10 protein-coding genes and 2 pseudogenes are annotated in these 15,048 nt (G+C 28.3%); 6 read left to right on the top strand and 6 right to left on the bottom strand.

All coding sequences use genetic code 11. The annotated features are described in order from the left end of the window. The first annotated feature begins 10 nt into the window (after window positions 1-10). From pheS to trxB, 3 genes are all read left to right on the top strand, one after another. Entirely contained in the window at window positions 11-1,576 is a 1,566-nt protein-coding gene (gene pheS, locus QIA31_RS03100; RefSeq protein WP_301394209.1) for a phenylalanine--tRNA ligase subunit alpha, read from the top strand. Continuing rightward, the gene (gene pheT / locus QIA31_RS03105) at window positions 1,564-3,264 is read left to right on the top strand and encodes a phenylalanine--tRNA ligase subunit beta (protein ID WP_301394210.1); all 1,701 of its coding nucleotides are present in this window, start codon (window positions 1,564-1,566) and stop codon (window positions 3,262-3,264) included. The genes pheS and pheT overlap by 13 nt, the downstream gene beginning before the upstream one ends. A 70-nt stretch (window positions 3,265-3,334) precedes the next feature. Continuing rightward, window positions 3,335-4,315 carry a thioredoxin-disulfide reductase gene (trxB, locus tag QIA31_RS03110; protein WP_301394211.1) on the top strand — a complete coding sequence of 327 codons (981 nt, stop codon included), beginning with the start codon at window positions 3,335-3,337 and terminating at the stop codon, window positions 4,313-4,315. Between the two features lie 49 nt (window positions 4,316-4,364). On the opposite strand, the gene rlmB is transcribed toward trxB, so the two are convergent. The 4 genes from rlmB to grpE are packed head-to-tail and all read right to left on the bottom strand — an operon-like array spanning window position 4,365 to window position 8,695. After that, window positions 4,365-5,105 carry a 23S rRNA (guanosine(2251)-2'-O)-methyltransferase RlmB gene (rlmB, locus tag QIA31_RS03115; protein WP_301394212.1) on the bottom strand — a complete coding sequence of 247 codons (741 nt, stop codon included), beginning with the start codon at window positions 5,103-5,105 and terminating at the stop codon, window positions 4,365-4,367. 1 nt (window position 5,106) lies between these two features. Then, window positions 5,107-6,201 carry a molecular chaperone DnaJ gene (gene dnaJ / locus QIA31_RS03120; RefSeq protein ID WP_301394213.1) on the bottom strand — a complete coding sequence of 365 codons (1,095 nt, stop codon included), beginning with the start codon at window positions 6,199-6,201 and terminating at the stop codon, window positions 5,107-5,109. Continuing rightward, on the bottom strand, window positions 6,201-8,108 hold the full coding sequence (gene dnaK / locus QIA31_RS03125; protein ID WP_301394214.1) for a molecular chaperone DnaK: 1,908 nt from the start codon (window positions 8,106-8,108) through the stop codon (window positions 6,201-6,203). The genes dnaJ and dnaK overlap by 1 nt, the downstream gene beginning before the upstream one ends. 23 nt (window positions 8,109-8,131) lie before the next feature. Beyond that, window positions 8,132-8,695: a nucleotide exchange factor GrpE gene (gene grpE / locus QIA31_RS03130; protein WP_151060162.1), complete on the bottom strand. Its 564-nt coding sequence runs from the start codon at window positions 8,693-8,695 to the stop codon at window positions 8,132-8,134. 389 nt (window positions 8,696-9,084) lie between these two features. Between grpE and nadE the strand changes: the two genes are divergently transcribed. Further along, a complete protein-coding gene (gene nadE, locus QIA31_RS03135) occupies window positions 9,085-10,623 on the top strand; it encodes an NAD(+) synthase (RefSeq protein WP_301394215.1) in 1,539 nt (512 codons plus the stop codon). Between the two features lie 1,005 nt (window positions 10,624-11,628). On the opposite strand, the gene QIA31_RS03140 is transcribed toward nadE, so the two are convergent. Then, window positions 11,629-12,051 (bottom strand): hypothetical protein, encoded by a 423-nt coding sequence (locus QIA31_RS03140; protein WP_301394216.1) that lies wholly within the window; start codon window positions 12,049-12,051, stop codon window positions 11,629-11,631. A gap of 104 nt (window positions 12,052-12,155) precedes the next feature. Between QIA31_RS03140 and QIA31_RS03145 the strand changes: the two genes are divergently transcribed. Together QIA31_RS03145 and QIA31_RS03150 are read left to right on the top strand one after the other, a co-directional pair. After that, window positions 12,156-13,976 carry a hypothetical protein gene (locus tag QIA31_RS03145; RefSeq protein ID WP_301394217.1) on the top strand — a complete coding sequence of 607 codons (1,821 nt, stop codon included), beginning with the start codon at window positions 12,156-12,158 and terminating at the stop codon, window positions 13,974-13,976. Further along, window positions 13,969-14,758 (top strand): annotated as a pseudogene (locus QIA31_RS03150) (type III pantothenate kinase). Before QIA31_RS03145 ends, QIA31_RS03150 begins: the two are co-directional and overlap by 8 nt. Window positions 14,759-14,779: 21 nt before the next feature. Here QIA31_RS03150 and QIA31_RS03155 read toward each other — a convergent pair. Then, window positions 14,780-14,935: pseudogene (locus tag QIA31_RS03155) on the bottom strand (aldo/keto reductase); the annotation flags it as partial. Window positions 14,936-15,048 lie beyond the last annotated feature (113 nt).

Consider the following 15,048-nt stretch of genomic DNA (forward strand, 5'->3'; position numbering starts at 1 on the left):
GGTTATATTTATGAAGGCAGATTTAAATTTAATAAAAACATTACATCCTCTTGAGATAAAAGTAATTTTAAATAATCAAGAAAAGGATGATATTTCTGCTTCAATTATTATTGAAAAATTAGGGTTTAATGAAGGTCAGGCAAATAAAACAATTGAATGGCTAAATTCTAAAAGGATTATTGAAGAAATTCATAGGAAATTAAATGTATTTTATAAAGCAACAGAAAGGGGGCTTAACGTTTTAAGAGATGGGTTTGTTGAAGAGAAAATAATAAATCTGGTCTCTAAAAATGCAGTATTGGTTTCAGATTTGGCTTTAGAGCTGGATCTTGATGCTAAAGAAGTAAAAAAAGCGTTTGGAAATTTATTAAAAGAGGGCATTCTTTCTCTTGATTTAAATAAAAAGATTATTATAAATTGTTTATACGACGGCATAGAGGCTAATTATCAAAAAATACGTGTTTTGTTAGAAAGGGCAAAAAGTAGCAATCTTATTAGAGAAAGTTTAACAACCGAAGAGCTTTTATTAATATCAAATTTTGCTAAGAAAAAAGGATCGGATTCTGTATTTTTTAAAATAATAGAAAAACTTGATTTAAAGTTTAGATTATCTAGTTTTGGATTGGAAGTAAAAAATTTTTTAATTAAAAGTAGATTAACAGGAGATGAGCTTACTAAGCTTACTCCTGAAATTTTAAAAAATAAAACTTATGAGAATAAAGAATTTAGAGCTTACAATATTCATACTCCATCAGCTAAAACTTTTATTGGGCGCTTTAATTCTTATTTAGATTATATTTCTAAAATTAAAGACAAATTAGTAGGTCTTGGTTTTGAAGAGTTTGACGGTCCTTTAGTAGAAACAGAATTTTTCAACAATGATGCTCTTTTTATGCCTCAATTTCATCCTTCTCGTGATATTAAGGATGTTTATTATATTTCAGATCCTAGTATGCAAAAATCTTTGCCCGAACCTTATTTTTCTAATGTAAAATTAGCTCACGAAACAGGCCATACAACAGGTTCAAGAGGCTGGAGATATAGTTTTAATGAAGATCTTTCTAAGAGGTTGGTTTTAAGAACTCAGGGTACTGTTCTTTCTGCAAAACAATTGATTAATGCCAAAAATCCAAGCAGATATTTTGGAGTTATTAGATGTTTTAGATATGATCAAGTAGATGCAACTCACGGAGTCGATTTTTATCAAACTGAGGGTATTGTTATTGAGGATAATGTTAGCATTAAAACTTTGTTGGGTCTTCTTGAAATTTTTGCCAAAGAGTTTGCAGGTGCTACAGAAGTTAAATATGTTCCTGCATATTTTCCCTTTACTGAACCTTCGATTGAAATGCATGTAAAACATCCTGTTCTTGGCTGGTTTGAACTTGGAGGAAGTGGAATTTTTAGACCAGAAGTTACAAAGCCTTTAGGCATTGATATTCCTGTTATTGCTTGGGGGATTGGAATAGATAGAATGGCTTTAATGCAATTGGGTTTAAATGATTTAAGAGATCTTTTTACTTATGATATTAGTGATGTTGTTTTAAGGCGAGGAAATATAAGATGCCAAAGATAGAAATTTACAAAAATCTTTTTTTAGATAAAATAGGAAGAAATTTTACAGATTTAGAGATTTCAGAATTACTTGAACTATTTAAAGCAGAATTTGATGGGTTTGATGAAAGTTCAGGAAAAATAAAAATAGAATTTAATGATACAAATAGACCAGATTTGTGGTCTTATACTGGACTTGCTCGTCAAATAAAAACGTATCTTTTTGGAGAAATGCCTTATTATGATTTTTTTTCAAAAAAAGGGGATTTTAGAAAGTGCCATGGTGAAATTTTGGTGGATAATGAAATATCTCAAATCAGACCGTTTATTTTTGGATTTTTAGTAAAAGGATTGATTATTAATAATAGAATGCTTGAGGCATTAATTCAATTTCAAGAAAAACTTTGTCAAAGTTATGGACAAAAGAGGAGAAGAGTTGCAATGGGGATGTATAATTCTAAGTTTATTAAATTCCCAATAAGTTATATTGCTTCATCTCCTAATCATAGGTTTATTCCTTTAGGAATGGATTGTGAGCTTTCCCTTTTAGAAATAAACGAAAAGCATCCTAAAGGATTGGAATATTCTCATATTATCAAAAATTTTGATAAGTATCCGTTATTATTAGATAATAATAATAATGTAGTCTCTTATCCCCCAATAATTAATTCTAACAATATTGGATCTTTAAAGGTCGGTGATACTGATTTATTTATTGAGGTTACAGGTATCGATTTTGAAGCAACTTTGTTAGCGTTATCTATAGTAGCTTGTGATTTTTATGATATGGGTTTTGAAATTTTGCCCGTAAAAACTGTCTTTAGAGAGCCTTTTGGCTTAGAATTTAAAGAATTAGTATGCCCTTATTATTTTCAAGAAGAAGTGGAGTTTAATGTTAAAAATGTTAATAGACTGCTTGGAAGCAATTTAACATTAGAACGCATTTGTCTTAATTTAAAAAAAATGGGAGTAAATTCTTATTCTAGAGATTTTAAAAACTATATTATCCCGCCTTTTTATAGAAACGACTTTCTTCATGAGGTTGATGTAATTGAAGATGTAATGATAGGAGAAGGTCTTGCAAGTTTTAATCCAGAGCTTCCTAAGGCTTTTGCAGTTGGAAAGCTTAGCAATTTGGAAGAGTTTTCAAGGAATGTCAGAAATTTAATGGTAGGTATGGGATTTCAGGAGATGATTTATAATTATATGGGCTCTAAGAAAGATTTTATTGATAGAATGAATATTAATGATAGAAATTTTTTAAAAGTATCTAATCCAATGACAGAGAATTATGAATATATTAGGGCATCAATAATTCCTAATTTATTAAAATCAGAAAGTGTTAGTTCTAATTTTCCTTATCCACATAAAATTTTTGAGGTTGGTAAGGTAGCTTTAAAGAATTTGGATACTTTTGAAGGAACAAGCACTTTTACTAATTTAGCTTTTTTAATGTCTGGCAAAGAAATTTCTTTTAATGAGATTAATTCAATTGTTGCAACGCTTTTTTATTATTTAAATATTAAGATTAATTTAAGGGAATCAAAGGCTACTTTTTATATTAATGGTAGGGGCGCGGATATTTTAATTGAAGACTTGAATGTAGGTAGTTTTGGTGAAATTTCACCTTATGTTTTAAATAATTTTGGAATTTTTATTCCATGTTCTGTTTTTGAGGTTAATATCAATAAGCTTATGAGTCGATCTTAAGTATTGAATATTAATTTTAGTAGCGTTAATGTTAATATTCAAATTTTTAAGAGAGAGTTGAAGTTTAGATATGTTAGAATTTGAAACTATTGATATAAATCTGACCAAAAAGGAAAATTTATCTCAAAAAGAGATAGAATTTATTGAGGATGTAATAATTGTGGGTTCTGGTCCAGCTGGTTTAACAGCTGGGATTTATTCTGTTATGAGCAATTATAAAACCGCTATTTTAGAAGGACCTGAGCCTGGCGGGCAGCTTACTACAACCACAGAAGTTTATAATTATCCTGGCTTTAAAAATGGAATAAGTGGTAGAGATTTGATGTTAAATATGAGAGAGCAAGTAGTAAATCTTGGAGCCAAAACTTTTCCCAAAACCGTTTTTTCTATAAAAAGAAAGGATGGTATTTTTTATCTTTATACAGAAAATTATGTTTATAAAAGTAAAGCTATTATTATTGCTGTGGGATCAAAACCTAAAAAACTTGAAACTCTTAAAAATTCAGATTTATTTTGGAATAAGGGTATTTCGGTTTGTGCTATTTGTGATGGACATCTTTTTAAAGGTAAAAGGGTTGCAGTAATTGGTGGAGGTAATACTGCCCTTTCAGAAGCAATTTATTTAAGCAAATTAGCGGATAAGGTATTTCTTATTGTAAGAAAAGATTATCTTAGAGCTATTGCTATGTTAAGAGATAGTGTTGCAAAGTTGCCAAATATTGAAATTTTGTATAATTCAGAAGCCATAGAAGTAGATGGTAAATCTTCTGTTTCTTCGGTTAAGATTTTCAATGAAAAAGATAATGTTGTTTATGTATTAGAAGTAAATGCTGTATTTATGGCTGTTGGCTATAAGCCGAATACAGAATTTTTAAAGGGATTTTTAGATTTGGATGAAGAAGGGTTTATTATAACTAAAGATGTTGTTAAAACAAGTGTTGATGGTGTTTTTTCGTGTGGAGATGTTAGTAATAAGCTTTATGCTCAAGCCATTACTGCTGCTGCTGAGGGGTTTATTGCATCTGTTGAGTTAGGAAATTTTTTAAAATAGTTTTTGTTGAGATGTTTTTTATTTTTAAATAAAGTTTTTATTTGACGTTTTAGAGCATATTTAATTGCCTTTTGATTTCAAAGATTAAAATGCCTGTAGACACAGAAACATTAAGTGAGTCTATTTTGCCGCTAGTGGGAATCCTTATTAAAAAATCAGAATTTTCTTTTATTAGTTTGTGTACACCTTTACCTTCATTTCCTAAAACAAGTGCAACTTTTTTGTTGTTTATTTTGATTTTGTTTATATCTTGTCCTTTAACATCACCAGTGTATATCCAAAAGTCGTGTTTTTTTAAAAAATTTATTGTGTTGTTTATGTTTGTCACAGTTATTTTTTTTACATATTGACTTGCACCAGAGCTAGTTCTCAAAACTGTTAAATTGTCTTTTGCGCTACGTTTTTGAGTAGTAACTACAAGGTCTATACTGAATTGTTCTGCTGTTCTAAGGATTGCTCCGAAGTTTTGGGGATCTTCTATCTCATCTAGAAGTAAAATGAAAACATTTTCTTTTTTTTTAAATGTTTCTAGTAATTCTTCAAAATCCTTGGTTTGTGTTTTTACATTTTTATTTTTTTCAAGTTTTAATTTTAATGCAAACCCCCTATGGTTTGTGTTTTTAAGAATTTTATTAAGTTCATTCATACTTATTCTTATTATTTTTACATTTTGTGTTTTGGCCAGACTTTCAATTTCTTTAGTTTTTGAACTTTTTTTTGATATATAAAGTTCAAATCCTTTATTATTTTTTATGCTTTCAATTATTGAATTGGCATGAGTTATATACATATTATACTTTGAGTAAATCTATTTCATCACCATCTCTTAATTCTTTGCTCAAGTTTTCAAAAAGTTTGATTGCATTAGAATTTAAATTTTTAGGTGTTTTTATTTTGGTAATTAATATTAAGCTTCCAAACTTTTCTGTTTGAAGAATGGGCATTCCTGAGTTTTTAATTAAAATTTGTTCTTCATTTTCTATTCCTTTTGGAATTTGTATCTTAATCTCTTTTGAAGCAATTGTTTTTATTCTTACTTCTTTTCCAAGGGCTGCTTGAGTAAAGCTTATTGGGAGCATTGCATAAAGATCTTTGCCATTTCTTTTAAATATTTTATGAGATCTTATCAATATTTTTACATAAAGATCCCCATATTCTTGGTTGTTTGGATTAACATTTCCTTTGCCTTTCATTTTTATTTGTTGGTTATTATCAATGCCCGAAGGAATGTTTAATTGAATGGTTTCTTGCTTTGTAAGGCTTCCTTTTCCCTTACAAGATTTACAAGGGTTTGATATTGTTTTGCCTTCACCGTAGCATTTAGAACATGTTGTTGTAACTCTGAAAAATCCTCCGCCTTGTACTACTCTTCCGCTGCCATTACACATGTTACATATCGAAGGACTTGTGCCTTTTTCGGATTTTTTTCCTAAACAAGAATGGCATAATACTTGTCTTGTTATGTTTATATTATTTTTGTAACCAAAGTATGCATCCTCAAGGGATATTTCTATGTTATATCCTATATCTTCGCCTTTTGCATTTTTTCTGTTTTTTTCTTGTCCTTTGTTTCCGCTGAAAAATGAATCAAAAATATCACCAAAATCTTCAAAGATGTCTGAAAATCCACTAAATCCACCTGAAAATCCTTCAAATCCCCCTCCTTCAAAAGCTGAATGCCCAAATCTGTCATATTTGGCTTTTTTATTGTCATCTATTAAAATTTCGTAAGCCTGAGTGGCTTCTTTAAAGATGGAAGCGGCCTCTTCATTTCCTTGATTTCTGTCGGGGTGATATTTAATTGCTATTTTTCTATAAGCTTTTTTTATTTCATCTTTTGAGGCTCCTTTTGAGAGCCCCAAAATTTCATAATAATCTTTTTTCACTATTTTTTATCCTCGTCAACAACTTCGTAATCAGCTTCTTTCCCTTCTTCGCTTGTATTGCTTTGGGTACCATTTTCTTGTTGGTTGGTTGCATTTTGCTGGGAAGAATCTTTATACATCATCTCAGCTATTTTATAAGAAGCTTTTTGAAGTTCTTCTGTTCTAGATTTTATAAGTGAAATGTCTTCTTTTTCAAGACTTTCTTTTAATTCTTTTATTTTATTTTCAATAGCTTCTTTGTCTTCGCTTGAAATTTTTTCAGAATATTCTTTTAATGATTTTTCTGTTTGATAAATTAAAGAATTAGCTGTATTTTTAGTCTCAATATTTTCTTTTAATTTTTTATCTTCTTCTGCATGAGCTTCTGCATCTTTTACCATGCGATCTATTTCTGATTCAGAGAGCCCTGATGATGATTCAATTCTAATTTTCTGTTCTTTGCCTGTTCCCATATCTTTTGCAGACACGTGAACTATTCCATTAGCGTCAATATCAAAGCTAACTTCAATTTGAGGCACTCCTCTTGGTGCTGCTGGTATTCCATCAAGTATAAAATTACCAAGTATTCTATTTTGTGCTGCCATCTCGCGTTCACCTTGAAGAACTTTAATATCAACAGAGGTTTGATTGTCAGCGGCTGTTGAGAAAACTTGACTTTTTTTTGTGGGAATTGTAGTGTTTCGTTCAATAAGTTTGGTCATCACACCACCTAGAGTTTCTATTCCTAGTGAGAGTGGAGTAACATCAAGGAGAACCATGTCTTTAGTTTCTCCGGTTAAAATACCACCTTGAATAGCAGCTCCAATTGCTACAGCTTCATCTGGATTTACTCCTTTGTTGGGATTTTGCCCAAATATATCCTTTACAATTTTTTGAATAGCAGGAATTCTTGTTGATCCGCCTACAAGTATTACTTCATTGATGTCAGAAGCTTTAAGCCCAGCATCTTTAATAGCTTTAAGGCATGGTTCTTTTGTTTTTTGAACCAAATGGTCTACCATTTGTTCGAATTTTGCTCTTGTTAGGGTGTATTGTAGGTGTTTTGGGCCGTTTGCATCTGCTGTAATAAATGGAAGATTTATTGAAGCTTCTTGGGCACCTGAAAGTTCTATTTTTGCTTTTTCGGCGGCCTCTTTTAGTCTTTGAAGTGCCATTTTGTCATTTGACAAATCAATAGCGCTTTCTTTTTTGAATTCTGAAATTAAGTGCTTTATTATCTCATCGTCAAAATTGTCGCCTCCAAGATGTGTGTCTCCATTGGTTGACTTTACCTCAAAAACACCATCTCCAAGCTCCAATATTGAAATGTCAAATGTTCCCCCACCAAGATCGTAAACAGCAACAATCTCTTCGTGTTTTTTTTCAATTCCATAAGCAAGAGCAGCTGCGGTTGGTTCGTTAACAATTCTTTTTACTTCAAGTCCTGCTATTTTACCAGCATCTTTTGTAGCTTGTCTTTGAGCATCATTAAAGTAAGCAGGGACTGTAATTACAGCTTCTGTAACTTTTTCACCCAAGTAAGCTTCTGCTGTTTCTTTCATCTTTGTAAGAGTTGCTGCTGAGATTTCAGGTGGCGACATTTGCTTTTTTATATTAGAAATGTTTATTCGTGCATCGCCATTTAGTCCCTTTTCTATTTTATAAGGAACCATTTTGATTTCGCTTGCAACCTCTTCAAATCTTCTTCCCATAAATCTTTTAATAGAATAAATTGTGTTTTCAGGGTTTGTAACCATTTGGTTTTTTGCAACTTGTCCTACAAGTCTTTCGCCTTTATTTGTGTAGGCAACAATAGATGGAGTAGTTCTTCCTCCTTCTGAATTTTGTATTACAACTGGTTTGCCATGCTCCATTATAGCTACGCATGAGTTTGTTGTTCCTAGGTCAATACCTATTATTTTGCCCATATTATAAACCTCCTTTTTTCTAATTAATTTTTACTTTGAGCAACTTTAACTTTTGCTGTTCTTAATATTCTGTCGTTGTAGCAATATCCTTTTTGATATACTTCTACTATCTCTGGATTTTTAAGATCTTCTTTTTCTTCAATACTTATTGCTTCATGACGACTTGGATCAAAATTTTCGCCATTTTCTCCAAATTTTTTTAAATTATATTTTTTATCAAAGATTGACAGTATTTCATTTTCAATCATGCTGATTCCTGTTAATAGATTGTCAAAATCTTTTGATTTTTTTGAAGAGTTGATAGCTCGTTCTAGGTTATCAAGAAAATTAACGACATCTTTCATTATGGTTTCATTTGCAAATTTAACAAAATTGTCTTTTTCTTTTTCTAATCTTTTTCTAAAGTTTTCAAATTCTGCTTGTTTTCTTAAATACAAATCTTTAAGATTGGAGATTTCATTTTCAAGCTCGGTAATTTTTTTATCAGAATTTACCGAATTTAAGTTTTCTTTTTTTTGAGATTTTGTATTTTTATTATCTTGTTTATTGGCTTTTTCGGTTTCGTTTTTAGTTTCTTTTTTTTCCATTTTTCCTCCTTTGATAAAGCATTTTATCTTTTTAAAAAAAAAAATACAAATTTTTTTCTTTCTAAGAATTTATCAAAATTGATTCATTTTGAGCATTTGCAAGATATATATTTTTCTTAAGCTTTTAGTAATAGTGTTGTATTGATACATATTTTTATTCAATAAAATGTCGGTGTGTATTTTTTTGTCAAAATAAAAAAATAAAAAATTTTATTTTTTTATTTTGACAAAAAAATTTTTGATATCATTTTTTGATTTTATTTATTTTTGGTGTGTCTATATATACTTCCTAATTTCAGGGTATTGTTAAAATATAGATGAGCATTGGCTTTGCAAGGCATTAAGCTTTTTTTGTTGTAATTTGATGTATTATTGCTTATTATTTACCTATGAAAATAAGCATTGCTCAAACGAAATATAGATTTTTAGATTTTGATGAATGTATTTCTGATTTTAAAATTAATTATGAGAAAGCCTTGCAAAGGGGATCAGACGTTTTAGTTTTCCCCTCTATGTTTTTAAGCAAGGCTAAGCATGGTGGGCTTTTTGTTCGTTCTAAGTATTCTCAAAATATATGTAAGTGCATTGAATTTATGAGAGAACAGGTTAATGGGAGCACTTTAATTGTTTTTGGATATAGTGTTTATAAGGGGGGCGGTAAATTTGTAGATGTTGTTTCTGTCATTAGTAATCATAAAGTTATTCTAACTGTATTACAATGCAATTTACCCAGTTTTTTTACTTATAAGGACACTGTATTTGCTGTATTAAATTTTGAGGATGCTTTATTGTTTGAAGACTTAAGTCCTGAATTTGGTGAGAATTTAAAGCAGGCTCAGTATTTAATAATACCGTCCAAATCTTATTTCACTAAGAAAAAGAATAATCTTAGGCTAAAATTCTTTGAGAAAGTTGCTGTTGAGAATAATTTGGAGGTTGTTTATTCAAATTTTTATGGAGCTGAAGATTCTGCAGTTTACGATGGGTGTAGCTTTTTTATTAATAGTTTTGGAAAGATAAAAAAAGCCAAAGGTTTTGAATTTGATTTTATATCTAATGATGCATTTCAAGATTTGAAATTTGATGCATGTAATGAGCTTTTTGAAAAGATTATTTTAGCAATATCTCTTGTCTTAAAAGAATATATTTATTGTTCGGGATTTTCTAAAGTGCATTTTGGGTTATCTGGGGGTATTGATTCTGCTCTTGTTGCGTGTCTTGCATGTTTTGCTTTGGGCTCTGAGAATGTTACTGGAATTTCTATGCCTAGTAAATTTTCATCAACAGATTCTATTTCTGATGCTAAAGAGCTTTCTAGAAAATTAGGTTTTAAATTGATTGAAATGCCAATAAAAGACTTGTTTGAGGTAGGTAGTAGATTTCTTGAAGGGTATTTTGATGTTAAAGGCGTTACTGGAGAAAATTTACAAGCGCGGTTAAGGGGACTTTTATTAATGTCTTATAGTAATTCTCAAAATTCTTTGCTTTTAAATACTGGTAATAAAAGCGAGATTGCGGTTGGATATTGTACCCTTTATGGGGATACTTGTGGGGGACTTGCTTTGATTGGAGATCTTTTTAAGACTGAGGTTTATGATCTTGCAAATTATATTAACGCAAAGTTTGATCAATGTATTCCTACTAATATTATTTTAAAGGAGCCTTCGGCAGAGTTAAGGGCTGATCAAAAAGATAGTGATTATCTTCCAAAATATGAAGTTCTTGATTTTATTTTAAATAAATATTTGATTGATAATGAATCTCTAGATTCAATTTATCTTAATTTTGAAAAAGGTGTAGTTGATAAAGTTTTAAATCTTTATTTTAAAAATGAATACAAAAGAAGACAAGGAGCTCCTATAGTTAAGATTTCAAAAAAAACCTTTGGATTTGAACTTTCAATTCCTATTTTGAATAATATGGTTTGAAATTATTAAGAGTGCTTAGTTTTTTGAATTCTTTTTTTTTAAAAATCTAATTAATGATATGCTATTAAATTATGTCAATAATTGTTTATTGAATTTATAAGCGATATATATATTATATTATGGTATGGGATTTTAAAAAATTTCATTTTTGTTAAATGATTCAACTAGGCTTTCATTAAGTGGTTGTGTTAAATTAAGCTTAGATTTTAAATATGATGAGTCTATTGTAATTTAGGTTGATAATCAGATTAAGCAATTTTTATTTAAAGAAATCAAAAAATTTGGCAATTTTATTTTTGGGGAAAAGACAATATCTATTTATGAAGAATAGTATGTCAAAGATGAGGCACTCTCAGAAAGTACTTTTATTATTGATCCGATTGACAGAATTTATTCTTTACAGTAGACCTTCTTTAATATAGAATATCACTAGCGCGTGTTAGTGGTGGCAAAATTATTGAGTGTATTATTTCCTTTTCTTTAAGCGGAGAGTTTTTTATTACCTATAAAAATAATGTATTTATGTGAAAAAAACATTGGTAACTATCTTTTTAAGAAAAGCTTTTAATAAGTTTGTTTTTACTAATTCTGAATGTTACAATATCTATGCTTTGCTTGCAGTTTCAAAGTTTATTGTAAGGTCATTTAATCTTAATATTTATTCTCATATTAATGGATTTTGTGTTTATCCTTTTGCTGTGCTTTTTACATGTTATTAAAAGGCCTATTTTTCTTTTTAGGACTTTGGGATATTTGCAGCATTTTAGCTATTGGAAGTAACTTAGACATAGTTGGTGAATTTTATTATAGCAATAAAATGACATTAGATATCCCCAGATTTAATGTCATTTTTAGAGCCTAATAAGCAAAAAGATGGTCCTTGAAAGATTTTTTTATTTATTCTGATAGTAAATTAACAATAGACATTGTAACAATAGACATTGTAAGAAAAGTCGCAAATAAAAAATTTAATAAGTAAGATTCTTAAAAAGAATTTTTAAATTGTTATTTACGTTTTATAGTTCTATTTCTATTAGATTCAATGTCGAGTGTTTTTATTAGCTTATTTAAGGTCCAGCTTGAAAATTTTATGTAAAGCATTTTAATTGGATTTTTTGTATTTTTTTTTAGCACTTTCAATGACTCTATATTCATTAAAGCTACTATTTCTTTTAATGTTTTTGGTAAATTGTTGAAAATTTTGGAACCAACTTTATGTCCTTCTAGAATAAAATTTTGAAGAGTTATTTGATCTTTTTTTTGCAAGCGTCTCATATATAACTTCAAAATACGCTCTTGCGATTTCATAATTTCTAAATTAATTTGCTCTTGTTTTTTAGTAATTTTTTTCTTGTTTTCAATAACAGGCTTTTTAGGTAAAGACTTGTAAGGATTTGTTCCTGGAATATAATTCTTAGGAATTTTCATAAATTTCACTCCCATTCAGATAACCAACCTATACATTTTATTATTTTTTTTGTTTTTATTCAATCAATATTGATATTTTGATTTTTTATGATTAGAATCATCATATGAAAGGGTTTTTAAGGGCAGGAGCTTTTAATTTATTGCTTGGTATTTTAATATTATTTGTTGTTATTTTTTTACAATTTAGGAATTTAAACTTAAATATTTTTTTTCTAAAAGATATAAAATTAGAAGTAAATAATAAGGTTGAAAATAGTGAATATATTTTAAATGATATTGTTGTTAATGTTAGAGGACTTAGAATGCTTTTGTCCAAACTTAATCCACTTATTGTTTTAGAAACGGGGTTAAATCTTTTACCTATCTCTTATAAAGTGCAAGACATGGGTATTTATGTTTATTTTGAGAATAATATTTTTCTAGGATTTTTGTTTGATTCAGAAAATAATTTTATTATTGAATCAAATCTTTCTAAGAGCTTTTTGTTAAGCTATGAAGTTGAAGACCATTATGAAGTTTTATTTGATAAGTCTAATATTTCAATAAGACAAGGAGATAATTTAGAATATAAAGTCTTTTTAGGAGAAAATGTAAAGCTAAGAGAAAAAGATATTTTAATTTTTCCTAGAGCAACATTTAGAATTGGTAATGCTATTTATATCAAGCCACCAAAGAAAAATATTCCAAGTTCCATTATAGATAGCAATCTAACCAATATATTAGATCATTCTGCTATTCATTCAAAAATTAAAGAGGTGGATAATAAAATTTTTAATGATACTTTAAATAATTTTAGACAAAGTGCTTATGATTTTTGGAACAATCCTGTTAATTTTAATGTTTCAAGGGGAGGATGGCTTAAGTACGGAGCTTATAGCTTTAATGAAAATCTAATGGTTTGTTTTTTAGCAGAATCTTTAATTAGAGGAGATTACGAATCAATATTTTTAAAATTAGATTCTTTATTGGTTAAGAATGAACATAAACTTACTTATTTAAGTTTAAATTATTATGCTAATTCAGATCAAATTGATAAATTTTTTTCTTATTTATCAAGAAATAAAACTTTTATTGACTCTCTTGAAAAAGACAGACTTATTGTTTATTTAAAGGAGGATTCTCGTCTTTTGGAAAAAATTTTTTTATCAGAAAATGTTTCCAAATTAAATGATGCTTTAAATCTTCTCAAAGATCCTAAAAAAATATTAAGTTCTAATTTTGATTTTAGCCAAGTATATAACATTCTCTCTAATTATCTTACTTTTCTTAAGATTAACAATGATGATTTTGTTTATTTAAATTTTAAAAAGGAGCTTTATAAGTTTGTATTTACTTTATTTGGTGTTACGGATGAAGGAAAAGTGTATATTTTAAATAATAATAATAATATTAATTCATCTGATGTTGTTGAATATGTATTAAAGATTTCTGGTGTTCTTAAAAGAATAGCATCTTATTTGAAAGATAATTTAATATTAAAGCTTTCATTTAATATGATTTATTATTCTTTAATTAGTGATCATGTCAAAGGAATTCCTTATGAAAGCTATTATTCTGATATTATTGATAATCAATATATGCCCCAATTTATTTTCATTACTGGACATGAATCTATTAGATGGATATATGCTGCTTCTGGAGTTTTAAATCGTGAAATTACTAATTCCAAGGTCGTAATTGATTTTGATCAAGAGATTAATTATTCAAACTATATATTTTTTGGGAATATTTTAAATCCAACTTTAGTTAGATTTAGGGAAATTGATTGGTTTACAGATTATAAGTTTTATACATATTCTGATGGTTGGAAGTATTATCCTTTGCATAAAATTTTGGTCATTAAAACAACGCCTAAGAAAAAGAAAATCGTTAATCTTTTATTAAGATTTGACAAAGCTCCAAAAAAAATAAATATTTATGAATAAGCCTTTATTATCAGAATTGATCATTGACATTGGGAATACCAGCATTGCTTTTGCTGTATTTAAGAATAATAAAATTGATTTATTTATTAAAATGAAAACAAATCTTATGTTAAGACACGATGAGGTTTATAGTTTTTTTGAGGAAAATTTTGATTTTAATGTAAGTCGAGTTTTTATAAGTAGCGTTGTTCCTGTTCTTAACGGGATATTTGAAAAAGTCATTTTTTCTTTTTTTAAGATAAAATCCCTGTTTATTAGTTTTGATTTAAAATATGATTTAACATTTGATCCTTACAAAAGTGGTAAATTTTTGTTAGGTTCAGACGTTTTTGCTAATCTGGTTGCAGCTATTGAAAATTATTTATTGGAAAATGTTTTGGTAGTAGATCTTGGAACAGCTTGTACTATTTTTGCTGTTAGTAGGCAGGATGGAATACTTGGCGGTCTTATTAATTCTGGTCCTTTAATAAATTTTAATTCTTTATTAGATAATGCATATCTTTTAAAGAAATTCCCCATAAGTACTCCTAGCAATCTTTTAGAGAGAACTACGTCTGGGAGTGTAAATAGCGGTTTGTTTTATCAATATAAGTATTTAATAGAAGGTGTTTACCAGGATATTAAAAAGATGTATAAAAAAGAATTTAATTTGATAATTACTGGAGGTAATGCAAGCCTACTTTTGCCACTAATTGAAATAGAGTTTATTTTTAATATTCATTTAACTGTAGAAGGTGTTAGAATTTTAGGAAATTCTATTGTTTTTTAAGTTTATTAATTGAAATATTTATTTTTATAAAGTTTTAAATTTTTTTATTAAATAAATTTGGGAAACTTTTTGTTAGATGATTAAAATCATCTAAGATTGATGTAATTTTTTTGTATGTTTCGTCATTAATTTTCGCTTTAAATGAATTCAAGTTTGATTATACATGACTTTTCTTGCCGAACCCTACTATAAGGTCAAAATCGCTTTTACTCCAGCGTATAGTAGATGTCTACATAATCAGTTATAAGTATTTATCTTTTCTTTAAGATTATTTATAGATTTTCCTTTTTTATTTTATTGTTA

This window comes from [Borrelia] turdi, from assembly GCF_030439285.2.
Classification (GTDB): domain Bacteria; phylum Spirochaetota; class Spirochaetia; order Borreliales; family Borreliaceae; genus Borreliella; species Borreliella turdi.

Excerpts from the sequence above, each read along its gene's own strand:
- QIA31_RS03145 (WP_301394217.1), top strand. The coding sequence starts at position 12,156 with ATGAAAGGGTTTTTAAGGGCAGGAGCTTTTAATTTATTGCTTGGTATT.
- pheS (WP_301394209.1), top strand. The coding sequence starts at position 11 with ATGAAGGCAGATTTAAATTTAATAAAAACATTACATCCTCTTGAGATA.
- grpE (WP_151060162.1), bottom strand. The coding sequence starts at position 8,695 with ATGGAAAAAAAAGAAACTAAAAACGAAACCGAAAAAGCCAATAAACAA.
- trxB (WP_301394211.1), top strand. The coding sequence starts at position 3,335 with ATGTTAGAATTTGAAACTATTGATATAAATCTGACCAAAAAGGAAAAT.
- nadE (WP_301394215.1), top strand. The coding sequence starts at position 9,085 with ATGAAAATAAGCATTGCTCAAACGAAATATAGATTTTTAGATTTTGAT.
- pheT (WP_301394210.1), top strand. The coding sequence starts at position 1,564 with ATGCCAAAGATAGAAATTTACAAAAATCTTTTTTTAGATAAAATAGGA.
- rlmB (WP_301394212.1), bottom strand. The coding sequence starts at position 5,105 with ATGTATATAACTCATGCCAATTCAATAATTGAAAGCATAAAAAATAAT.
- dnaK (WP_301394214.1), bottom strand. The coding sequence starts at position 8,108 with ATGGGCAAAATAATAGGTATTGACCTAGGAACAACAAACTCATGCGTA.
- QIA31_RS03140 (WP_301394216.1), bottom strand. The coding sequence starts at position 12,051 with ATGAAAATTCCTAAGAATTATATTCCAGGAACAAATCCTTACAAGTCT.